This is a genomic window from Bordetella genomosp. 7 (assembly GCF_002261265.1).
Lineage (GTDB): Bacteria > Pseudomonadota > Gammaproteobacteria > Burkholderiales > Burkholderiaceae_B > Bordetella_A.
This window is the reverse complement of the sequence record NZ_NEVK01000003.1, coordinates 114,274-136,506: the sequence shown is the minus strand read 5'-3', so window position 1 is coordinate 136,506 and position 22,233 is coordinate 114,274. Positions and strand designations below refer to the sequence as shown.

The 22,233-nt window shown below is 68.0% G+C and carries 22 protein-coding genes; 17 read left to right on the top strand and 5 right to left on the bottom strand.

Going from position 1 to position 22,233, the window contains the following annotated elements; all coding sequences use genetic code 11:
* The first annotated feature begins 3 nt into the window (after positions 1-3).
* Genes CAL19_RS02965 through CAL19_RS02940 form a run of 6 tightly spaced genes read left to right on the top strand, consistent with a single transcriptional unit; the run spans position 4 to position 5,903 of the window.
* Positions 4-888, top strand: coding sequence for a branched-chain amino acid ABC transporter permease (locus CAL19_RS02965; RefSeq protein WP_026640960.1), 885 nt, complete (start codon positions 4-6; stop codon positions 886-888).
* Positions 885-1,667, top strand: a complete 783-nt coding sequence (locus tag CAL19_RS02960; RefSeq protein ID WP_094795985.1) for an ABC transporter ATP-binding protein — start codon at positions 885-887, stop codon at positions 1,665-1,667. The genes CAL19_RS02965 and CAL19_RS02960 overlap by 4 nt, the downstream gene beginning before the upstream one ends.
* Positions 1,664-2,386, top strand: coding sequence for an ABC transporter ATP-binding protein (locus CAL19_RS02955; protein ID WP_026640962.1), 723 nt, complete (start codon positions 1,664-1,666; stop codon positions 2,384-2,386). Before CAL19_RS02960 ends, CAL19_RS02955 begins: the two co-directional genes overlap by 4 nt.
* Positions 2,386-3,999, top strand: a complete 1,614-nt coding sequence (locus tag CAL19_RS02950; protein ID WP_094795984.1) for an AMP-binding protein — start codon at positions 2,386-2,388, stop codon at positions 3,997-3,999. The genes CAL19_RS02955 and CAL19_RS02950 overlap by 1 nt, the downstream gene beginning before the upstream one ends.
* Positions 4,000-4,022: 23 nt before the next feature.
* Positions 4,023-4,487 (top strand): MaoC/PaaZ C-terminal domain-containing protein, encoded by a 465-nt coding sequence (locus CAL19_RS02945; RefSeq protein ID WP_026640964.1) that lies wholly within the window; start codon positions 4,023-4,025, stop codon positions 4,485-4,487.
* Between the two features lie 54 nt (positions 4,488-4,541).
* The gene (locus CAL19_RS02940) at positions 4,542-5,903 is read left to right on the top strand and encodes a 3-deoxy-D-arabino-heptulosonate 7-phosphate synthase (RefSeq protein ID WP_094795983.1); all 1,362 of its coding nucleotides are present in this window, start codon (positions 4,542-4,544) and stop codon (positions 5,901-5,903) included.
* Positions 5,904-6,133: 230 nt separating this feature from the next.
* Here CAL19_RS02940 and CAL19_RS02935 read toward each other — a convergent pair whose 3' ends face one another.
* From CAL19_RS02935 to CAL19_RS02915, 5 genes are all read right to left on the bottom strand, one after another.
* Positions 6,134-6,586 carry a DUF1801 domain-containing protein gene (locus CAL19_RS02935; protein WP_026640966.1) on the bottom strand — a complete coding sequence of 151 codons (453 nt, stop codon included), beginning with the start codon at positions 6,584-6,586 and terminating at the stop codon, positions 6,134-6,136.
* Between the two features lie 219 nt (positions 6,587-6,805).
* Positions 6,806-8,329: a fumarate hydratase gene (locus CAL19_RS02930; RefSeq protein WP_094795982.1), complete on the bottom strand. Its 1,524-nt coding sequence runs from the start codon at positions 8,327-8,329 to the stop codon at positions 6,806-6,808.
* A 112-nt stretch (positions 8,330-8,441) separates the two neighbouring features.
* The gene (locus tag CAL19_RS02925) at positions 8,442-9,209 is read right to left on the bottom strand and encodes a crotonase/enoyl-CoA hydratase family protein (protein ID WP_026640968.1); all 768 of its coding nucleotides are present in this window, start codon (positions 9,207-9,209) and stop codon (positions 8,442-8,444) included.
* 111 nt (positions 9,210-9,320) lie between these two features.
* A complete protein-coding gene (locus CAL19_RS02920) occupies positions 9,321-10,529 on the bottom strand; it encodes an aminotransferase class V-fold PLP-dependent enzyme (RefSeq protein WP_094795981.1) in 1,209 nt (402 codons plus the stop codon).
* Between the two features lies 1 nt (position 10,530).
* The gene (locus tag CAL19_RS02915; RefSeq protein WP_026640970.1) at positions 10,531-11,001 is read right to left on the bottom strand and encodes a RidA family protein; all 471 of its coding nucleotides are present in this window, start codon (positions 10,999-11,001) and stop codon (positions 10,531-10,533) included.
* A 267-nt stretch (positions 11,002-11,268) separates the two neighbouring features.
* Between CAL19_RS02915 and glyQ the strand changes: the two genes are divergently transcribed.
* The 11 genes from glyQ to def all read left to right on the top strand — a co-directional run bounded on the left by glyQ (position 11,269) and on the right by def (position 22,214).
* Positions 11,269-12,159: a glycine--tRNA ligase subunit alpha gene (gene glyQ, locus CAL19_RS02910; RefSeq protein ID WP_026640971.1), complete on the top strand. Its 891-nt coding sequence runs from the start codon at positions 11,269-11,271 to the stop codon at positions 12,157-12,159.
* 62 nt (positions 12,160-12,221) lie between these two features.
* The gene (glyS, locus tag CAL19_RS02905) at positions 12,222-14,360 is read left to right on the top strand and encodes a glycine--tRNA ligase subunit beta (protein ID WP_094796381.1); all 2,139 of its coding nucleotides are present in this window, start codon (positions 12,222-12,224) and stop codon (positions 14,358-14,360) included.
* Positions 14,357-14,893: a D-glycero-beta-D-manno-heptose 1,7-bisphosphate 7-phosphatase gene (gmhB, locus tag CAL19_RS02900; protein WP_026640973.1), complete on the top strand. Its 537-nt coding sequence runs from the start codon at positions 14,357-14,359 to the stop codon at positions 14,891-14,893. Before glyS ends, gmhB begins: the two co-directional genes overlap by 4 nt.
* Before the next feature lie 4 nt (positions 14,894-14,897).
* Positions 14,898-15,635 carry a lysophospholipid acyltransferase family protein gene (locus CAL19_RS02895; protein WP_094796380.1) on the top strand — a complete coding sequence of 246 codons (738 nt, stop codon included), beginning with the start codon at positions 14,898-14,900 and terminating at the stop codon, positions 15,633-15,635.
* On the top strand, positions 15,613-16,500 hold the full coding sequence (locus CAL19_RS02890; RefSeq protein WP_026640975.1) for a M48 family metallopeptidase: 888 nt from the start codon (positions 15,613-15,615) through the stop codon (positions 16,498-16,500). Before CAL19_RS02895 ends, CAL19_RS02890 begins: the two co-directional genes overlap by 23 nt.
* Positions 16,501-16,509: 9 nt before the next feature.
* A complete protein-coding gene (locus CAL19_RS02885; RefSeq protein ID WP_094795980.1) occupies positions 16,510-17,436 on the top strand; it encodes a LysR family transcriptional regulator in 927 nt (308 codons plus the stop codon).
* A 78-nt stretch (positions 17,437-17,514) separates the two neighbouring features.
* Complete coding sequence (gene tcuA / locus CAL19_RS02880; RefSeq protein ID WP_026640977.1) at positions 17,515-18,930, top strand: FAD-dependent tricarballylate dehydrogenase TcuA; 1,416 nt, start codon at positions 17,515-17,517, stop codon at positions 18,928-18,930.
* On the top strand, positions 18,917-20,137 hold the full coding sequence (gene tcuB / locus CAL19_RS02875; protein ID WP_094795979.1) for a tricarballylate utilization 4Fe-4S protein TcuB: 1,221 nt from the start codon (positions 18,917-18,919) through the stop codon (positions 20,135-20,137). The genes tcuA and tcuB overlap by 14 nt, the downstream gene beginning before the upstream one ends.
* Positions 20,138-20,192: 55 nt before the next feature.
* Positions 20,193-21,173 carry a Bug family tripartite tricarboxylate transporter substrate binding protein gene (locus CAL19_RS02870; RefSeq protein WP_026640979.1) on the top strand — a complete coding sequence of 327 codons (981 nt, stop codon included), beginning with the start codon at positions 20,193-20,195 and terminating at the stop codon, positions 21,171-21,173.
* 94 nt (positions 21,174-21,267) lie between these two features.
* Positions 21,268-21,663 (top strand): lactoylglutathione lyase, encoded by a 396-nt coding sequence (gene gloA, locus CAL19_RS02865; RefSeq protein WP_026640980.1) that lies wholly within the window; start codon positions 21,268-21,270, stop codon positions 21,661-21,663.
* Between the two features lie 17 nt (positions 21,664-21,680).
* Positions 21,681-22,214 (top strand): peptide deformylase, encoded by a 534-nt coding sequence (def, locus tag CAL19_RS02860; protein WP_026640981.1) that lies wholly within the window; start codon positions 21,681-21,683, stop codon positions 22,212-22,214.
* Positions 22,215-22,233 lie beyond the last annotated feature (19 nt).

Genomic DNA, 22,233 nt, shown 5'->3' with positions numbered 1-22,233 from the left:
CCCATGCTGGCATATCTGCTGAACATCGCCGTGCTCTTCTGCGTGAACGCCATGCTGGCGGTGACGCTGAACTTCATCATGGGCTACGCGGGAATTTTCTCGCTGGCCCATGCCATTTTCTTTGGCGTGGGCGCCTACACCGCCGCGAACATCGCCATGCATTTCAGCGATTCCCTGCTGCTGTGCATAGGCGCGGCAATGCTGGTGTCGGGCGCATTGTCCATGGTGCTGGCCCTGCCCGCCCTGCGCGTGCGCGGCGAGTACTTCGTGGCGGCCTCGCTCGGGCTGCAAGTCATCGGCGTGACCATTTTTTCGGAATGGAAAGGCGTCACCGGCGGACTGGGCGGGCTGGTGGGCATACCGCCGCCGACACTTTTCGGCTACACGCTCGCCACGCCCGCGGCGTTCCTGTGCCTGGCCGTGGCGGGCCTGGCGGCCGTACTGCTGATCACCACGGCGCTGTTGCGGGGCAGTTTCGGGCGCAGCCTGATGGCCATCCGCGACAGCGAATCTGCCGCGCAGGCCGCCGGCAAGTGGGTGGCCGCCATCAAGACCCTGTCGGTCGCAGTGTCGGCGGGGCTGGCGGCCGTGGCGGGCGCCATCTATGCGTTCTACATGAGCTTCATCAACGTCGAGGGCTTCATGCTGGAGACCTCCATCCTGCTGATGGCCATGGTCATCATCGGCGGCACCGGCACCGTCGCCGGCCCCATCATCGGCGCGGCGCTGCTGATGCTGCTGCCTGCCGCGCTGACCTACCTGCCCTTCCTGCCGCCGTCTGAACTGGGCACTGTGCAGCAGATTGTCTACGGCGCCACCATGGTGCTGCTGATGATGTTCCGCCCCGGCGGCCTGGTGGGCGGCCGCCGCATGGAGGGCAAGGCATGAGCGCGGCGCCGCACGTATCCCAGGCCGCGGGCGCGGCAGCCCCCGACGGCGCCGCGCCGGTGCTGCTGCGCATGCAGGGCGTGTCCAAGCGGTTCGGCGGCCTGCAGGCCCTGACCGACGTCACCCTGGACTTGCCGGCCGGAATGATCACCACGCTGGTGGGCCCGAACGGCGCGGGCAAGACGACGCTCTTCAATGTCATTACCGGCCATCTGCCGCCCACCGCCGGCACCGTGCACCTGCACGGCAGGCCGCTGGCCGGCATGGCGCCCTGGCAGATTGCGCGGCGCGGCGTCGGCCGCACCTTCCAGGACTTGCGGCTGTTTACCCACATGAGCGTGCAGGAAAACGTGGCCACGGTCACCGAGCGCGGCAGCTGGCTGTGGCAACGCCGCACCGATCCGGCCCGCATACAGGCCGTGCTGCAGGACGCCGGCCTGTGGGACAAGCGGCATGAGCGCGCGGCCGACCTTGCCTATGCCGAGCGCAAATTTCTGAGCCTGGCGCGCATCATGGCCTGCGACGCCTCGCTATGGCTGCTGGACGAGCCCGCATCCGGGCTGGACCCCCGCTCTTTCGACCGCTTCGTGGCGCTGCTGCGCGACTATGCCTCGCGCGGCATCACCATCTGCATCATCGAACACAACCTGGACCTCGTCACCCAACTGTCCGACCGGGTGGCGTTCCTGGATCAGGGCAAGCTGCTGGCCTGCGGCGATCCGGGCGACATTCTCACCGACCCGGACCTGGCCGCGATTTACTTCGGAGAACGCACATGAGCGCCGCCACGCCCCCGGTGCTGGAAGCGCGCGGCCTGCGCGCCGGCTATGGCGAACGTCCCGTGCTCGACGGCCTGGACATGCGGCTCGACGCCAACGAAGTGCTCTGCCTGATCGGCCACAATGGCGCCGGCAAGTCGACCCTGCTGAAAGCGCTGTTCGGCCTGATCGTTCCCGAAGGCGGCAGCGTGCTGCTGGACGGCCAGCCCGTCTCGCGACCGGATCCGCGCCGGCTGGCCGCCGCCGGCATCTCGATGGTGCCGGAAGGCCGCGGGATCTTCCCCGGCCTGACGGTGGCCGAGACCATGCGCCTGGGCCTGTGGTCTGCCGGCGTACCCAAGGCGGACCACGCCGAACGCCTGGAATGGGTCATGCAGGTACTGCCCGCGCTGCGCAATTTTTACGGGCAACGCGCCGGCACCCTGTCGGGCGGGCAACAGCAGATGGTGTCGCTGGCCCGCGCGCTGCTCAGCCAGCCCCGCTGCCTGCTGCTGGACGAGCCTTCCATCGGCCTGGCCCCCAAACTGTTCCAGGACCTGATGGGGCCCATCCGCGCGCTGCAGCAACAGCGCGGCATGTCGATCCTGATCGTGGAACAGAATGTGCGCGAGGCGCTCAAGATCGCCGATCGCGTCATCGTGATGAAATCCGGCGCGCTGATCCGCAGCGGCGTGCCGGCCGATTTCGCCAACAATGCGGAATTGATGGAGCTGTACTGATGCAGGCCGATGCCGCGCCAGCGGCCGCCGCCCTGGCGGATCTGTATGAGACACACCTGCGGATGCGGCCCGACGAAGTCGCACTCATCGACGAGACCGGCCCGCTGACTTACCGCGCATTCGACGCGCTGGCCGCCCGCACTGCGCAATGGCTGGCCGCGCAAGGCATCGCGGCCGGCGACAGGGTGGCCGTGTGGCTGCCCAACCGCCGCGAATGGCTGGCGCTGCTGTTTGCGCTGGACCGGCTGGGGGGCACGCTGGTGGCGGTCAACACGCGCTATCGCAGCGGCGAGCTCGAATACATCCTGGGCCGCTCGCGCGCGCGCATGCTTGTCATGCAACCGTCATTCCGCAAGATCGATTTCCCGGCAGTGCTGGCCGGCGTAGACACCGGCAAGCTGCCCGAGCTTCGCAGCGTGGCCGTCCTTGACGCCGGCGGCGACACCCCCGTATCCGTGCTGGGGTTGCCCACCGTAGCGTGCCGGCTCGACGCACAGACGCACGCCATGCCGCCCGCGGCTGCGCGCGAGCCCATGCGCCCCGTGATTCTGTTCACCACGTCGGGCACCACGCGCGGGCCCAAGCTTGTCATGCACAGCGCCGCCACGCTGCTGGCCCACAACGTCGCCGTTGCCGCCGCCTACGAGCTGGGCGCGCCCGGCGCGCGCCTGCTGGCGGCGCTGCCGCTGTGCGGCGTGTTCGGCCTGAACGGGGTGCTGGCCGCCCTGCACGCCGGCGCGGCCATCGTGATGATGGACCTGTTCGACGCGCCCCGCGCCGCGAACCTGCTGCGCGATGAGCGCATCACGCACACCTTCGGCAGCGACGAAATGATGCGCCGCATCGCCGAAGCCCTACCCGACGAACGCCCGTTTCCGCACGCGCGCGTGATCGGCTTTGCCAGCTTCAGCCCCGGCGCCGCCGAACTGGTCGAATCCCTGCAGCAACGCGGAATGCCGCTGCGCGGCCTGTACGGGTCCAGCGAGGTGCAGGCCCTGTTTGCCTTGCAGGCGGCGCACCTGCCGGTGGCCGAACGGGCGCTGGGCGGCGGCATGCCCGCGGCGCGCGACGCGCAAGTGCGGGTGCGCGACCCGGCCACGGGCGAACTGTGCGCCGCCGGCGTGCAGGGCGAAATCGAAATCCGCGCGCCCGGCAATTTCATCGGCTACCTGGACAACCCGGAAGCGACCGCCGCTGCCCTGACGCCGGACGGCTACTTCCGCACCGGCGACCTGGGCTACCTGCGCCCTGACGGCAGCTTCGTCTATCTGGCGCGCATGGGAGACGCATTGCGCCTGGGCGGTTTCCTGGTAGACCCCGCCGAGATCGAACACGCGCTGGCCAGCCAGCCCGGCGTACAGAACGCGCAGGTGGTGGGCATCACGCTGGACGGCCAGCCGCGGGCGGCGGCATTCGTCATCGCGCAGGCGGACACCAACCCCGAGGCCTTGCTGGCCCCCCTGCGCGCCACGCTCGCGCCGTTCAAGGTGCCGGCCCGGCTTTGGCTGGTAGATGAGTTCCCCATGGCCGCCAGCGCCAACGGGTTCAAGATCCAGCGGGTGCGCCTGCGCCAGATGGCCGAAGAACGCCTGCGACAGGAAACGCCGGCCTGACGCCCGGCCTGAACCGCTACGCCATGACAGACCATTCGCTGTACTACGAAGACTTTCAGCCCGGCCAGAGCTTCCAGAGCGGGGGCCGCACCATCACCGAGGCCGACCTGACGATGTTCTCGATGATTTCGGGCGACTGGAACCCCATCCACGCCGACGCCGTGTACGCCGCCGGCACCAAGGCGGGCCAGCGGCTGGTGCACGGCGCCCTGGGCATCGCCATCGCCACGGGCATGATGCACGAGCTGGGCATCTTCCACCGATCGGTCGTGGCCATGCTGTCGCTGCGTGAATGGAAATTCCTGAAACCCATTCTGGTGGGCGATACGCTGCACCTGGTGCTGGACATCCTGGCCGTCAACCCCGGCGCCAGCGCCCGCGTCGGCGCCATCGACCGCCGCCTGCGACTGATCAACCAGCGCGGCGAAACCGCGCAGGACGGCAGCAGCGAGGTCCTGGTGCTGAAACGCCAGGGGCTGGGCGGATAGCGAAGCGGCACGGGCCCGCCACGGCGGCCGGCGCGTGGCGTATGCTTAGCCGCTATGTGCCCACCAACGACCTCCGCGCGCCTGGAAGGCGTGCTGCGCAGCGTGAAGCGGCGCTTCCGCCTGCCGCACGCTATGCAGCCGCCGGCGGCGCGGCAGCATGCCCCGCCTTCGACGGCGTTGGCCGCCATCATCGAAAACGCCCGTCTTGCCGTTGAAGCGGGTGCGCCGCCCGACGACGATCTGCAGCGCGGCTTCGTTGCCGCGCTGGCCAGGCTGATAGATGAAGCCATGGGCGATGCGCCGGGCGACGCCGCATACCAGGCCCTGGTGCTGCGCCACATCGCCGCACCCGTACGGGAGTACGCGTCGCTGCAGGCGCGGGCGCGGCGCGACCGGCGAGCGATACGCATCGCGGCAGATGCGGTGGCACACCCGGCGCGCCTGGCGCGCATGGCGCACACGCCCTTGCGCGACGCGCTGGCCGCCCTGCACGCCGCGCCAACATGGACGCAGTTGGCCGACATGGCTCGCGCCGTACGCGCCATGCCCGCCAGTTCGATGCATCCGCATATCTCGCAAGCGCTCGGCCGCCTGCTGGACGACCCTGCGCTGGCGCGGCTGTGCCGCATGGAGTCTCTGCAAGCCGCCCCCCAGGTACAGCGATACCGGCAGCTTTGGGACCAGAACGGGCCCGCCCAAGGCAGCGCCGCGGCCGCGGCCCAGGGCGCGGCCTCGCGCCAACGTGGCGACGAGGTCGAAGCGTTGGCCGCCCGCGCACTGCAAGCGCTGGCCGATCTGTTGAATCGCGATGAGAACGCATACCGCGTCGTGACCTCGATGCGCGTGCCCGCCTCGATGCCTGCCAGCGCCCGCCGCGCCAAGAGCGAATGGGACGCGGTGTTGCTGCGCGGCGCGCCGCACGCCGATTCGGCGTGGGACATATGTGTGCTGGTGGAGGCCAAGGCGTCGGCAGACGCCGCGGCCACGGACCTGCCGCGGCTGTTGCGCGGCCTGCGCCTGATGGCCGAAGCCCGCCCCGACACGACCTATACCTTCGCCACCCGCCAAGGAACGATGGCTTTGCGCGGCAGCTCGCTTGCCGCATTACCCACCGGCATCGAGACTCTGGCCGCAACCGTGCTGTATTGCTGCAACGCCCCCGCCGACGCCGGCGCGCGCCTGCTGAGCGCGGCCAGCCGCATGCAATTATTGTCCGCGCCCGCCAGCCTGGACTACGCAGGCCGCCTGGCCCAGGGCCAGCCAGTCGAGGCCAGCGCCCTGGAACCGGTCTGGCGCCTGTTGCTGCACACGCCGGCATGGCGCTGCGTATTGCACCAGTATCCATTGCTGCGGCAGGCCCGCGATTTGATGGTGCACCCCGAAGACCTTCTTGCCGCCATAGCGCGGGCCGCCTAGCGCCGCGCGGCCGTCACGCAGGGCATGGTGTCAGGCACCCTGAGGGATCACGCACGGGATGGTGTCAGACACCCTGCGGGAGTCTGACACCGAACACGGCGTTCGGCCATTTCCAGGTGCTCCAGGTGTCTGACACCCGCAGGGTGTCTGACACCAAAACGTCAGCACTACATCTTCTGGTGTTCCAGGTGTCTGACACCCGCATGGTGTCTGACACCAAAACGTCAGCACTACATCTTCTCGCCCGGAAGCTTGCTGGCCTGACGCACCCAGTTCATGAACTGCTTTTCATCCAGCGCCTCACCCTCGTGTATGTGGAAATAGCGCGTCTCGGCCATGCGCGATTCGACGGGCGGCGCCGGATCCAGCGACGCGCCGCGAAAGAACGCCACCTTGATGTACTTGTTGAAGCAATGGATGCTCAGGAACCATCCCTGCCCTTCCATGCCATACAAAGGCGAATTCCACTTCACTGCCTTGCTGACCTTGGGCGCCGCGCGCACGATAAGCTCGTCCAGGCGACGGCCCACCGCGCTCTTCCAGCCCGGCATCGCGGCGATATAGGCTTGGACCGGCTCATCCCCGTAGCCTTTGGGAATCTGCGGGTTGCCGCCGGACAACAGCTTGGGCGGCTTGCCGGGTTTCGCCGCCCCGGATGCGCGCGAAGACGTTTTGTCTGCCATGTGATCATCCCCATCAAGAAGGGCACAAGGCATCCGGCCTGGACGCGCCGATGCGCCGGCCGAAAACCCATATGGCATGGTAGGGCATATGGCCGCTCGCGGCCAAGCCGATGCGGCATGGCGCCCCATTGTGCGCGATTTCGCCAGATCGGGCTCGTTCGCACCAAACAAAAAAACGGGCGCCCATCAAGGGCGCCCGCCAATCCCGCCATCAAGCCATCAGGCCACGGCAACCGGGATCTTGCCGATTCGTGCCTGCCATTCCTGCGGCCCGGTCGTATGCACCGACGTGCCTTCCGAATCGACGGCCACCGTCACCGGCATGTCTTTCACGTCGAACTCATAGATGGCTTCCATGCCCAGGTCTTCGAAGGCCAGCACGCGCGCTTCGCGGATGGCCTTGGACACCAGGTAAGCCGCGCCGCCCACTGCCATCAGGTAGGCCGACTTGTGCTTGCGGATCGCCTCGATGGCCACCGGCCCGCGCTCGGACTTGCCGATCATGGCGATCAGGCCCGTCTGGGCCAGCATCATGTCGGTGAACTTGTCCATGCGCGTTGCCGTGGTCGGGCCGGCGGGGCCCACCACCTCGTCGCGCACCGGATCCACCGGCCCCACGTAATAGATGACGCGGTTCGTGAAGTCCACCGGCAGGGGCTCGCCCTTGGCCAACATGTCCTGGATGCGCTTGTGGGCGGCGTCGCGGCCGGTCAGCATCTTGCCCGACAGCAGCAGCGTCTGGCCCGGCTTCCAGCTGGCAACCTCGGCAGGCGTCAGGGTGTCCAGGTTTACCTGCCTGGACTTGTTGTAGTCGGGCGCCCAGTGCACTTCGGGCCATTCCGACAGCGACGGCGGATCCAGCCGCGCGACGCCCGAACCGTCGAGCACGAAGTGCGCGTGGCGCGTGGCCGCGCAGTTCGGGATCATGGCCACCGGCTTGGACGCCGCATGCGTGGGGAATGTATTGATCTTGACGTCGAGCACAGTAGTAAGGCCGCCCAGGCCCTGGGCGCCTATGCCCAGCGCATTCACCTTCTCGTAGAGTTCGATGCGCAATTCTTCGAGCTTGTTCTGCGGGCCGCGGGCCAGCAGCTCGTACATGTCGATGTCTTCCATCAGCGACTGCTTGGCCATCAGCATGGCCTTTTCAGCCGTGCCGCCCACGCCGATGCCCAGCATGCCCGGCGGGCACCAGCCGGCGCCCATGGTGGGCACGGTTTTCAGCACCCAGTCGACCAGCGAGTCGCTGGGGTTGAGCATGGCGAACTTCGATTTGTTCTCCGAGCCGCCGCCCTTGGAAGCGATCTGCACGTCGACCTTGTCGCCCGGCACGAGCTCGACGTGCAGGATACAGGGCGTGTTGTCGCGCGTGTTCTTGCGCGCAAAGATGGGGTCGTCGAGCACTGAAGCGCGCAACGGGTTGTCGGAATTGGTGTAGCCGCGCCGCACGCCCTCGTCGCAGAGTTCCTGCAAGGTGCGGCGCGTATCGAAGCGCACGTCCATGCCCACTTTCAGGAACACGTTCACGATGCCCGTGTCCTGGCACAGCGGGCGCTTGCCTTCGGCGCACATGCGCGAGTTGGTCAGGATCTGCGCCATCGCGTCGCGCGCCGCCGGGCTTTCTTCGCGCTCGTAGGCGCGCGCCAGATGACGGATGTAATCGACGGGATGGTAGTAGCTGATGAACTGGATGCCATCGGCAATAGACTGGATGAAGTCTTCTTCTTTAATGAGGACGGACATGACGATAAGGGCGGGATCAAAAAAGTAAAGGAAAGGCGCAGCGGCGCAAGGCCGGCGGGCGGCCAGGCCGCCCGCGACAAACGTCTTATTTTATGGCCGCTGCGCGTAGCGGTTATTTGCCCTGCCACACGGGCTTGCGTTTTTCGGCAAAGGCCGTGGCGCCTTCCTTGGCGTCGGCAGACTCGAAAATGTGCGCGATCAGCGGACGCTGGCGGTCGAACATGCCGTCCTGCTCCCAGTCGGTGGCTTGCGACACGATGCTCTTGGCGGTCTGCACGGCCAGGGGGCCGTTTTCGACGATGACCCGGGCCAGCTCCAGCGCGCCTTCCAGCGCCTTGCCGGGTTCGGTCAGGCGGTTTACCAGGCCATACCCATGGGCGCGTTCGGCACTGAACATATCGCCCGTCAGGATGATTTCCATGGCGATGTGGTACGGCAGACGGCGCGGCAGGCGCAGCATGCCGCCGGACCCGGCCACCAGGCCGCGCTTGACTTCGGGCAGGCCGAATTTGGCGTTATTGGCCGCGACGATCAGGTCTGCGGCCAGCGCCATTTCGCAGCCGCCCGCCAGCGCGTAGCCTTCTACCGCCGCGATCAGCGGCTTGCGCGGCGGACGCTCGTTCAGGCCCGCAAAGCCACGGCCTTCAACCAGCGGACGCTGGCGGCTCTGCGCAAACGCCTTCAGATCCATGCCCGACGAAAACGTGCCGCCCGCACCGGTCAGGATGCCGATGCGGATGTCGTCGCGGCTGTCCAGTTGATCGAGCGCGGCCGCCATGGCTTGCGCCGTTTCCAGGTTGATGGCGTTCTTGGCTTCGGGACGGTTGATGGTAATGATCTGGATACCGTCGACCACTTCCACCTTGATCAGCTCGGACATGCAGGGCTCCTGGCGGGCATGGGTACCCGCGGTTATGTATAAGAGTGGGGGATGCCTAATCATACGACCATCCGCGACGGGTGGCGGCAGGCGCCCCGCGCGCGCCCTGCTTCAGCGTCGCGCCAGCCCGCCCACGGCGGCCGCCAGGCGGTCGATTTCCGCTGGCGTGGTCAGGTAGCTGACCGAGGCGCGCGCCACGCTGTGCAGGCCGCGCGCCCGCATATCCAGCGGTGTGTACGGCACGCCATTGGCAGTCGTGTTGATACCTTGCAAGGCCAACGCCTGGCTTACGTCTGCCGCCATCCAGCCGTCGATGTTGAACGACACCAGCCCCGAGCACACCGGCCCCAGGTCATGCACCGTTACCCCGCGAATGCCCCGGAGCCGCTCGCGCAACAGGCCGGCATGGGCATCCACGCGCGCGCGGATGGCGTCCACGCCCACATCCAGCGCCTCTTGCAGCGCATTGGCCAGCCCGCACACCAGGGCCACCGGCTTTTCGCTGCTTTCCAGGAGCCGGGCGCCGGCATGCGGCACGGCCACGCCATCCTGCCCCACGGGCGCCGACAGGGTGTCGACGAACGCCGGCGTCAGGCGCGCGACGGTCTCGGCGCGCACGTACGCCAGTGCCAGTCCGCGCGGCCCGCGCAGATGCTTGCGGACCGGCGCCACCAGCACATCGCAGCCCAGGGCGCGAACATCCACCGGCCACTGCCCCAGCGCCTGCGCCGCGTCCACGATATAGGGAATGCCGTGGCGGCGCGCTATGGCGCCGATCTCGGCCGCCGGGTTGACCAACCCGCCATTGGCGGGCATCCAGGTCAGCGAAATCAGTTTCACCCGTTCGTCCAGCATGGCCAGCAATGCTTCGGGCGATGCGCGCCCATCGGCATCGCAAGGAATGGGTTCTATGCGGGCGCCGGCGCGCCCCGCCACCTGCTGCATCGTGGCCAGGTTGCCGCCCCATTCATGGCGCCCCGTCAGGATGCGGTCGCCCGGGGCCCAGGGGCCCAAGGCCGCGAAAGCGCGGCCCCAGGCGTCCGAGCAGCCCGAGGCGAAGGCGATTTCGTCCGGCCCAGCGCCAACCAGCCGGGCCGCGCGGGTGCGCGCCGCATCCAGCGTGTCTCGCACGGCCTGTGCCGCCTCCATGGGCCCCCGTATGGCTTCGCGCCGCAAATGCTCGACCATGGCGTCCACCGTGGCCGCCGATGGCAACGAGGCGCCCGCATGATTGAAATGCACCACGCTCGACACGCCCGGGGTGGCTTGCCGCAGGCGTTCGACATCGGCGTCGGACACGCCGGCCTGGCGCGCGCCCATGCTAGGACTCGATCTGGATGATGGCTTCGACCTCGACCGCGACGCCGCGCGGCAGCGAAGCGACTCCCACGGCGGTGCGCGCATGGCGGCCGGCCTCGCCCAGCACCTCGACCATCAGGTCGGACGCGCCGTCGGCCACCGCGCTCTGCCGGTTGAATTCCGGCGTACACGCCACGAATACGCCCAGCCGCACCACGCGCAGCACCCGCGCCAGGTCGTCGCCCACCGCGTCGGCCAGATGCGCCAGCACGCCCAGGGCGGCCTGCCGCGCCGCCTGGCGGCCCTCATCCTCGGTCAGCGTGTCGCCCACGCGGCCCAGCCAGACAGCCTGGTCGCCCTTGCGCGGCACCTGGCCGGAAATGAACAGCAGGTCGCCCACCTGCACCCTGGACACGTAATTGGCGGCCGGGCTGCCGGCCGGCTCCAGGGCCAGGCCCAGCGCCTGGACCCGTGCGCTGATTGCTGAAGACATGTGTCGTACCTCTTGCACATTGATGGATCGAGTTCCGATGCTAGCCGGCCCGCCGCCGCCTGGCCAACGAAAAATCCGCGGCCGCGCGCGAATGGCGCGATTATGGCGGCCGGCCCGCGGCGCGATCCTCATCGCGCAAGCCGCAGGCCCTTCGTCAACCCCGCACCGGCCCGGGCCAGTTAAAATGGCCGGTTTCCCGCGCCACGGGCTTGCCGCACGCCCGTGCGGCGGCCGATTCCGCACGGTGCTCCGAATTCCAAGAATCCTATGCTCACCTTTCAGCAAATCATCCTCACGCTCCAGGACTACTGGGACAAGCAGGGCTGCGCCCTGCTGCAGCCGTACGACATGGAAGTCGGCGCCGGCACCTCTCACACCGCGACGTTCCTGCGCGCGATCGGCCCCGAGCCCTGGCGCGCGGCCTACGTGCAGCCCTCGCGCCGCCCCAAGGACGGCCGCTACGGCGAAAACCCCAATCGCCTGCAACACTATTACCAGTACCAGGTGGTGCTCAAGCCCGCGCCCCCCGAAATCCTCGACCTGTACATCGGTTCGCTGAAGGCGCTGGGCATCGACCCGGCCCGCCACGACATCCGCTTTGTCGAAGATGACTGGGAAAACCCCACGCTGGGCGCCTGGGGCCTGGGCTGGGAAGTCTGGCTCAACGGCATGGAAGTCACCCAGTTCACGTACTTCCAGCAAGTCGGCGGCCTGGACTGCACGCCCACCACCGGCGAAATCACCTACGGCCTCGAACGCCTGGCCATGTACCTGCAGGGCGTCGAAAGCGTGTACGACCTGGTCTGGACCGAAGGCGCGCACGGCAACCGGGTGCTGTATCGCGACGTGTTCCACCAGAACGAAGTCGAACAGTCCACGTATAACTTCGAGCATGCGTCCGCCGACATGCTGTTCTCGCACTTCAACGACTACGAGGCCGAGGCCAGGCGCCTGATGGAAGTGCCGCTGGCCCTGCCCGCCTACGAGGCCACCCTGAAAGCCGCGCATACCTTCAACCTGCTGGATGCGCGCGGCGCCATCAGCGTCACCGAACGCGCGGCGTACATCGGCCGCATCCGTAACTTGTCGCGCGCCGTGGCGCAGGCTTATTACGATTCCCGCGAACGACTGGGCTTTCCCATGCTGGCTGGCCGTTGAACTGAAATCCATTCCCGACGCTACCCGCGACGCGAACGCCGCCGCGCAGCATGGACACTGACATGACAACAAACCTCAACCCCCTGCTGGTCGAACTGTTGACCGAAGAGCTTCCGCCCAAGGCCCTGCAGAAACTGGGCCAGGCATTTGCCGAAGGCCTGCGCGCCACACTGCACAAGCATGGCCTGCTGGCCGATGGCTGCGACGTGGCCGCCTACGCCACGCCGCGCCGCCTGGCGGTGCGGCTGTCGCAGGTGCGCGGCCAGGCGCCCGACCAGGCCTACGCCGAGAAGCTCATGCCCGTCAAAGTGGGCCTGGACGCCGACGGCAAGCCCACGCCCGCGCTGCTGAAAAAGCTGGCGGCCAAGGGGCTCGACACCGTCGACCCTGCCCAGCTCGCCCGCGAATCCGATGGCAAACAGGACTATCTGGTCGCGCGCGGCACGGCGCCCGGCGCCCGACTGGCCGAAGGCCTGCAAGACGGCCTGCAGGCCGCCATCGATGGCCTGCCCATTCCCAAAGTCATGCGCTATCAGCTGGCCGACGGCGTCACCACCGTGAAATTCGTGCGTCCCGCGCACAGCCTTGTCGCGCTGCACGGCGCCGACGTGGTGCCCGTGACGGCGCTGGGGCTGTCGGCAGGCCGCGACACGCAGGGCCACCGCTTCATGGCAGACGGCGCCATCACGTTGTCGCACGCCGATGCCTACGAAACCACGCTGGCCGAGCAAGGCCGGGTGGTGGCCTCGTTCGAGACACGCCGCGCCGAGATCGACCGCCAGCTGCAAGAACATGCCGCGCAGCTGGGCGCCACGCTGGGCGACGACCCCGAAGTGGCCGCGCTGCTCGACGAAGTCACCGCCCTGGTCGAACACCCCACCGTGTACGTGGGGCAGTTCGACGAGCAATTCCTGCAGGTGCCGCAGGAATGCCTGATCCTGACCATGCGGTTGAACCAGAAATATTTCCCGCTGTTCGACCCGGCCACCGGCAAGCTGACGCATCGCTTCCTGATCGTCAGCAACATGCATACCGACGATCCGGCCAACATCATCGAAGGCAACCAGCGCGTGGTGCGCCCGCGCCTGGCCGACGCACAGTTCTTCTTCGATACCGACCGCAAGACGCCATTGGCCGCGCGCGTGCCGCAGCTGGGCAGCATCGTCTATCACAACAAACTGGGCACGCAGCTCGAACGCGTCGAGCGCGTGCGCGCCATCGCGCGCGGCGTGGCCGAGCAATTGGGCGGCGACGCCGCCGCGGCCGACCGCGCCGCCCTGCTGGCCAAGGCTGACCTGGGCACCAATATGGTGGGCGAATTCCCCGAGCTGCAGGGCATCATGGGCGCCTATTACGCCGCGGGCGACGGCGAACCCGAATCCGTGGTGCAGGCCCTGCGCGGGCAATACCGCATCCGCCTGGACGCGCCCGTCACGCCCGACACGCTGGCCGCGACCGCGCTGTTCATCGCCGAACGCGCCGAAACGCTGGTCGGCATCTGGGGCATCGGGCTGGCGCCCACCGGCGAACGCGACCCATTCGGCCTGCGGCGCGCCGCGCTGGGCCTGATCAGCGCGTTCGAACAGCTGGCCGCCGGCGGCATGCTGGCGCCCAGCGCCGACGGCCCGCTCACCCTGGACGGCCTGCTGGCGCTGGCGGCCGGCACCTTCGCGGCAGACAAGATCCCGGCCGCCACCGTGCCCGAGGTCCGCGCCTTCATTTACGAACGCTATCGCAACCAACTGGCCGGCGACTTCGACCGCAATGCCGTCGACGCCGTCATAGCGGTGGCCCCGCCCCTGCACCAGGTGGCCGCGCGCGTACGTGCGGTCACCGAATTCGGCCAGTTGCCCGAAGCGGCCAGCCTGGCCGCGGCCAACAAGCGCATCGGCAACCTGCTCAAGAAAGCCGAAGGCGAAATCGGCGCAGTCGACGCGGCGCGCCTGGCCGAGCCCGCCGAACAGGCGCTGGCCGCGGCCGTCGCGGCGCTGCAACCCCAGGCGCAGGCGCAACTGCGGGCCGGCGATTTCGCCGGCAGCCTCAGCACGCTGGCGCAGGCGCGCGAACCGGTAGACGCCTTCTTCGCCGATGTGATGGTCATGGCCGACGACCCCGCCGTGCGCGCCAACCGCCTGGCGCTGCTGGCCCAGTTGCATGGCCTGATGAACCAGGTTGCTGACATTTCCAGGCTGGCACAGTGAAGCTCATCATTCTCGATCGCGACGGCGTCATCAACCAGGACAGCGCGGCCTTCGTCAAGTCGCCCGATGAATGGGTGGCCCTGCCCGGCAGCCTGGCCGCCATCGCCCGCCTGTCGCAGGCCGGGTATACCGTGGTGGTGGCCAGCAACCAATCGGGCCTGGCGCGCGGCCTGTTCGACATGGCGACGCTCAATGCCATCCATGCCAAGCTGCACCGTGAAGTGGCCCAGGCGGGCGGCATGGTCGACGCCATTTTCCTGTGCCCGCATGGGCCCGACGATGGCTGCGCATGTCGCAAGCCGCTGCCGGGCATGTATTACGACATTGCCCACCGCTACGACACCAATCTGGCCGGCGTGCCATCGGTAGGCGATTCGCTGCGCGACCTGCAGGCCGCCGCCGCGGCCGGCTGCTCGCCGTGGCTGGTGCTTACCGGCAACGGCGCCAAGACCCGCCAGGGCGAACTGCCGCCCGGCACACGCATTGCCAACGACTTGTCGGCCGTTGCCGATACCTTGCTGCAGGATGCCTGATCCCATGGCCTGGCTGCGTTCGTTCTTGTATATGGTGTTCCTGGTCGTCACGGTCATTCCGTACGCCTTTGCCTGCATTTTGTGGGCGCCGCTGCCGCAGCACTGGCGCTACAGGCTCACTGTCGGCTGGCCGCGCCTGGCCATCTGGGGGGCCAAGTTCTTCTGCGGCATCCGCTGGCAGATCAAGGGCGCCGAAAACCTGCCGGACGGCCCCTGCATTCTGCTGTCCAAGCACCAGTCGGCCTGGGAAACCCTGTTCTTTCCCGCCCACATGCCGCGCGAAGTCTGCTACGTCTACAAGCGCGAGCTGCACATGCTGCCGTTCTTCGGCTGGGGCCTGGCGCTGCTGCGCATGATCCCCATCGACCGCGCCAAGGGCCGCGACGCCTTCGAGCAAGTGATCCGACAAGGCTCGTTGCGCCTGCAGGAAGGCCGCTGGCCCCTGCTGTTTCCCGAAGGCACGCGGGTCGCACCCGGCGCCACGGCGCGCTTCAAGATGGGCGGCGCGCTGCTGGCCGTGCGCACCGGGGCGGTCGTGGTGCCCGTGGCGCTCAACGCCGGCGAATGCTGGCGCCGCAACGCCTTCATCAAAAAGCCCGGCATGATCACGGTATCGATCGGGCCCGCGATAGAATCGTCGGGACACACGCCCGAAGAACTGAACGCCAAGGTCCAGGCCTGGATCGAAGGCGAAATGCGCGAACTCAATCCCGAAAGGTATGTCCAGCAACGGTCAGCTTGAACTCCTGTTCGCCGAACCGGCCGCCCCCGCGCCCCGCGCGCCCGAGGCGGCGCCTTTGCTGACCACGCCCGCCGCCCCCCCCGCCACGGTTGCCACGCCCCGCCCCGACGTACTGCCGGCGGGGGCCCGCTGGCGCGAGGTGGCCACCGAGCAGCAAACCATCGGTTTCGTGCTGCTGCGCTCCCGGCGCCGCAGCATCGGCTTTGTAGTGGCCGACGACGGCCTGCGGGTCACGGCGCCCAACTGGGTCACGCTCGCCCAGATCGATGACGCCGTGCGCGAAAAATCGCGCTGGATACTCGCCAAGCTGCGCGACTGGCAAGCGCGCAAAGAACAACTGGCCATGGGCCAGACCCGCTGGCAGGCCGGAGGCGAACTGCCGTACCTGGGCAAGCGCATCGTGCTCGCCCTGAGCGCCGAGCATCGCCAGGCCACGATTTCCGGCGATGCCGACGCTCCCCACGACGGCGCAACGCTGTGGCTGCCCTTGCCCGCCAACGCGGATCAGTCGCGGGTGCGCGATGCCGCACAGGCCTGGCTGCAACAACGCGCCGGCGCCGTGTTCGGATCCCGCCTGGCCCACTTCCTGCAGGTCAGCGGGCTGAAGATCCGCCGCTGGCGCCTGTCGTCGGCCGCCACGCGCTGGGGCTCGTGCACCAGCGACGGCAACATCATGCTCAACTGGCGGCTCATCCACTTCGCGCCGTCCATCATCGACTACGTCATCGCCCACGAGCTTGCCCACCTGCGCGAAATGAATCACAGCCGCGATTTCTGGGCCGAAGTCGGCAACATCATGCCCGACTACGAAGCCGCCAAGAACGTGCTGCGGCGGCACGATCCGGCCGCGCTGCCGCAGTTCTAGGCCGCCGCCATGGAACTCCGGCAGCTGCGCTATTTCGTCAAGGTGGCCGAATGCGGCAGCATGGGCCGCGCCGCCGCCGACCTGGGCGTTGTCACCTCGGCGCTCAGCCAGCAGATCAGCCGCCTGGAAAGCGAACTGTCCACGCGGCTGCTGACGCGCACGTCCACCGGCGTCACCCCCACCGACGCCGGACTCGCCTTCCTGCGCCAGGCGCAGTTGGCCTTGCGTCACGCCGACGGCGCCGCGCAGGCCGCCAAACAATCCCGGCTGACGGGGCAGGTCAGTATCGGCCTGCCGGCCACCACTGCCACGGTGCTGGCGCGGCCCTTCATGAACGCAATGCGCGAACGCTATCCCGATGTGCGCGTACGCCTGGTGGCCACGCTGTCGGGCTACCTGACCAGCATGCTCAATGCGCGCCAGCTCGACCTGGCCATTGTGTTCGGCGCGGAATCGGCTCGCCGCTGGAGCGTGTTGCCCCTGGTGGACGAACGGCTCTTCCTGATCGCCTGCCCCGATCTGCCGGGCCTGCCCCCCGAAGGGCCCGTGCGCATGCGCGACATCGGCAACTTGCCCTACCTGTTGCCGGGCAGCTCGCACGGCCTGCGCGCGCTGGTGGATGCCGGCTTCGACCGCGTGCGCGTAGAACCCGATCTCGTGGCCGAGATCGACGGCCTGGACGTGCTGATGGACCTGGTGCGCGACGGGCTCGGCGCCACCATCCAGCCCGGCGCGGCTACCGTACGGCTGCAAGGCGAGCCCCTTGCGGTGCGCCTGATTTCCGATCGCAACCTGCGGCGCCGCAATCTGCTGGTCAGCCTGTCCGATGACGAGCTGTCGCCCGCCGCGCTGGCGGCCCGCGTACTGCTGGCCCGCACGGCCCATGAACTGGTCAGGTCCGGCGGCTGGCGGGGCGCCACTCTTCACAAAGCGTGAACAACCATTGACGAACCGGGCGTAGCGGGATCCCGCCGCGCCCCCCTATAGTCGGGCACCGACTCTAGGGATGTTCCGATGTTCGACGTACTGGTCATAGGTGGCGGCAATGCTGCGCTCTGTGCCGCGCTGATGGCGCGCGAAGCGGGCGCCAGCGTCTTGCTGCTTGAAGCCGCCCCGCGCGAATGGCGCGGCGGCAATTCGCAGCACACGCGCAACCTGCGCTGCATGCACGACGCGCCGCAAGACGTGCTGGTCGATGCCTACCCCGAAGAAGAATACTGGCAAGACCTGCTCAAGGTCACCGGCGGCCTGACCAATGAACACCTGGCGCGCCTGGTCATTCGCGCATCGTCCACGTGCCGCGACTGGATGCGCAAGCATGGCGTGCGCTTCCAGCCGCCCTTGTCCGGCGCGCTGCACGTGGCGCGCACCAACGCCTTCTTCATGGGCGGCGGCAAGGCGCTGGTCAACGCTTACTATCGCAGCGCCGAGGCGCTGGGCGTACAGATCCGCTATGACACGCCGGTGGATTCGCTTGAACTCGACGACGGCCGCTTCGTGGCGGCGCGGTCGGGCAGCCAGCGCTTCCCGGCGCGCGCCTGTGTGCTGGCCGCGGGCGGCTTCGAATCCAACCGCGAGTGGCTGCGCGAAGCCTGGGGCCAGAACGAGCGCGGCGAATGGCCGGCCGACAACTTCCTGATCCGCGGCACGCGCTTCAACATGGGTGTGCTGCTGAAATTCATGATGGACGCGGGCGCCGATATCATCGGCGACCCGTCCCAGTCGCATTGTGTCGCCATCGACGCCCGCGCGCCCTTGTACGACGGCGGCATCTGTACGCGCATCGATTGCGTATCGCTGGGCGTGGTGGTCAACCGCGACGCACGGCGCTTCTACGACGAAGGCGAAGACTTCTGGCCCAAGCGCTACGCCATCTGGGGCCGCCTGACGGCCATGCAGCCGGGGCAGATCGCCTATTCCATCATCGACAGCAAGGCCGTGGGGCGCTTCATGCCCCCGGTGTTCCCGGGCGTGCAGGCAGACTCGCTGCCCGAGCTCGCACGCAAGCTGGGCCTGGACGAGGCCCGGTTCATGCAAACGCTGTCCGAATACAACGCTGCATGCCGGGTAGGCACCTTCGACCACACCACGCTGGACGATTGCCACACTGTCGGCATCGAGCCGGCCAAGACGCACTGGGCCCGGCCCATCGACACGCCGCCGTTCTATGGCTACGCGTTGCGCCCCGGCATCACCTTCACCTATCTGGGCCTGAAGGTCGACGACACCGCGGCCGTGCGCTTTGGCGACCGCCCCAGCGACAACCTGTTCGTGGCCGGCGAAATGATGGCCGGCAACGTACTGGGCAAGGGGTACACCGCGGGCGTGGGCATGTCCATCGGAACTGCCTTCGGCCGTATTGCCGGCACGCGCGCCGCAGCGGCGGCGCTGGCCCAACGCGCCTGCGGAGCACAATATGAAGCAGCTTGAAGTACTGACCCGCCAGGCCCGCGCCGCGGCCGCCCCTTCCGCCGCCCGCATGGCGTCCGAACAACCCGTGCACTGGCATGCCCGCGCCAGCGAGCCCGCCGCGCCCCTGAGCGACAACGAAGCCGAAGTGGCACGCGTCATGCAGATATGCAACGCGTGCCGGTACTGCGAAGGTTTCTGTGCGGTGTTTCCCGCCATGACGCGCCGCCTGGAGTTCGGCAAGGCCGATGTCAACTACCTGGCCAACCTGTGCCACAACTGCGGCGCCTGTCTGCACGCCTGCCAGTACGCGCCGCCGCACGAATTCGGCGTCAACGTGCCCCAGGCCATGGCCCGCGTGCGCGTGCAGACTTACGCCGACTACGCCTGGCCGCCCGCGCTGGGCAAGCTGTACCAGCGCAACGGCCTGACGCTCGCGCTGGCCAGCGCGGCGGCGTTGGCGTTTTTCCTGGTCCTGGCGGCCGCTGCCACAGGCGGCCTGCTGCATGAACCGCTGGCAGGCAACTTCTACGCGATCTTCCCGCACAACACGCTGGCCCTGATGTTCGGGCTGGTATTCGGCTTTGCCATGCTGGCGCTGGCCCTGGGCGTGGCGCGCTTCTGGCGCGATGTGTCGCCCGGCCGGGCCAGCGGCGCGGCCGTGGCCGAAGCCACGCACGACGCGTTGCGCCTGAAGTACCTGGATGGCGGCCATGGAGAAGGCTGCAACAACGCCGACGATGCCTACACCTTGGCGCGGCGGCGGTTCCATCACCTGACCTTCTATGGGTTCATGCTTTGCTTTGCCGCCACTTGCGTGGCAACGCTGTACCACTATGCGTTCGGCTGGCCCGCGCCGTACCCGGTGCTGAGCCTGCCCGTCATGCTGGGCACCGTCGGCGGCATCGGACTGCTCATCGGTCCGGCGGGCCTGTTGTGGCTGAACCTGAAACGCCACCCCGAGCATGGCGACGCAGCGCAGCGCCCCATGGACCGCGGCTTCATCGTGCTGTTGTTCCTGGTCAGCCTGACCGGGCTGCTGCTGCTTGCGCTGCGCGATACCCGCGCCATGGGCCTGATGCTGGCCGTGCATCTGGGCGTGGTGATGGCCCTGTTCCTGACACTGCCCTACGGCAAGTTCGCGCACGGCATCTACCGCAGCGCGGCCTTGTTGAAATGGTCCATCGAAAAACGCCAGCCCGATCCCCTGAAGCTGGGCGCCGACTGACCGCCGCGTCCGCGCAGGCGGGCGCGCATTCTTACTGCAACACTGGAGACTCCCCATGACAACATCCCTGACCCGGGCCGCCTTCGCAGCGGCGCTGGCGGCCGGACTCTGTATGCCGGGCGCTGCCGCGGCCCAGGCCTTTCCCGAACGCTCCATCACCCTGGTCGTGCCGCACTCCGCCGGCGGCACTTCCGACATCCTGGCGCGCACCCTGGCCACCGAAGCGGCAAAGACGCTGGGCCAGACTATCGTGGTCGACAACAAAGGCGGCGCCAACGGCTCCATCGCCGCCAAGTCGGTGGCCACCTCGGCGCCCGACGGCTACACCCTGCTGCTGGCCACCGCCAGCACCCACGGCATCAACCCGGCGCTGTACAAAAAGCTGCAATACGACGCCATCAAGGACTTCGCGCCCATCACGCTGCTGGCCACCGTGCCCAACGTGCTGGTCGTGGGCAAGCAGGTACAGGCTGCCGACGTGCCGGGCCTGATCGCGGAAATCAAGGCCGACGGCGACCGCTTCAACATGGCCTCGGCGGGCGCCGGCACCCCCGGCCACCTGGCGGGCGAAATGTTCAAGCAGCGCGCAGGCCTTGAATTCGTCCACGTGCCCTACAAGGGCGGCAGCCCTGCCATCGCCGATCTTATCGGCGGCCAGGTGCAGTTTCTGTTCACCACGATTCCGGGCGCCCTTCCCAACATCAAGGCCGGCACGCTGCGCGCCCTGGCGGTAACGTCGCCGCGCCGCTCGCCGGCCCTGCCCGAACTGCCCACCATGGCCGAATCCGGGCTGCCGGGCTTCCAGGCGATTTCATGGCACGGCATCGTGGCGCCTGCCGGCACGCCCGCGTCGGTCGTCGACACGCTGAACCAGGCGTTCTCCCGGGCGCTGGCGTCGGAACAGGTGCGCCAGCGTCTCCTGGAAGAAGGCGCCGAGGCCGCCAGCCTGAACACCCAGGCGTTCGGCGAGTTCATCCAGCAGGAAATCGCCAATTGGGCCAAGGCGGTCGAAGCCTCCGGCGCCACGGCGAACTGAGCCGGCCCGCGCGGGAAGGCGCCGCGGTTTTGCTACGATGTGGCCTGGCATTGTGGCCATGCCTGGCCTCATCGAGCAACACAAGGAATTCCCCATGCGACTTCTGCACACCATGCTGCGCGTCGGCAATCTGGACCGATCGCTAGACTTCTACACCAACGTGCTGGGCATGCGCGTCCTGCGCCGCAAAGACTACCCCGAAGGCAAGTTCACGCTGGCCTTCGTGGGCTACCAGGACGAAAGCGAAGGCGCCGTCATCGAGCTCACCCACAACTGGGACACCGATACCTACGACCTCGGCAACGGCTATGGCCACATCGCGCTCGAAGTCGAAGACGCCTACGAAGCCTGTGAAAAGGTCAAGCAAAAAGGCGGCAAGGTGACGCGCGAAGCCGGCCCCATGAAGCACGGCACCACCGTGATCGCCTTTGTAGAAGACCCCGACGGCTACAAAATCGAGTTCATCCAGCGCAAAGGCCGCAACGACTGAGCACACGGCCGACCGCGATGATCCACACCATCCTCAAGATGGGCGACCCGCGGCTGCTGCGGGTCGCCAAGCCTGTCGAACAATTCGACACGCCCGAGCTGCATACGCTGGTCTCCGACATGTTCGAAACCATGGTGCATGCGCAAGGCGTGGGCCTTGCGGCGCCGCAGATCGGCGTCGACCTGCAACTGGTGATCTTCGGGTTCGAGCACAACGAGCGTTATCCCGACGCCCCGCCCGTGCCCCAGACCGTGTTGTGCAACCCCGTCATCACCCCGCTATCGGACGAGCGCGAAGAAGGCTGGGAAGGCTGCCTGTCGGTGCCGGGCCTGCGCGGCCTGGTGCCGCGCTACCGGCACATCCGCTACACCGGCCGCGACCCCCACGGCAACCTCATCGACCGCGAGGCCGAAGGCTTTCATGCGCGCGTCGTGCAGCACGAATGCGACCATCTCATCGGTCGCCTGTATCCGTCGCGCATCGAAGATTTTTCGAAGTTCGGGTTTACCGAAATACTGTTCCCGGGCATGGACCCGAACCGCGACGATTGACCGGCCGGCGCGTCATGCC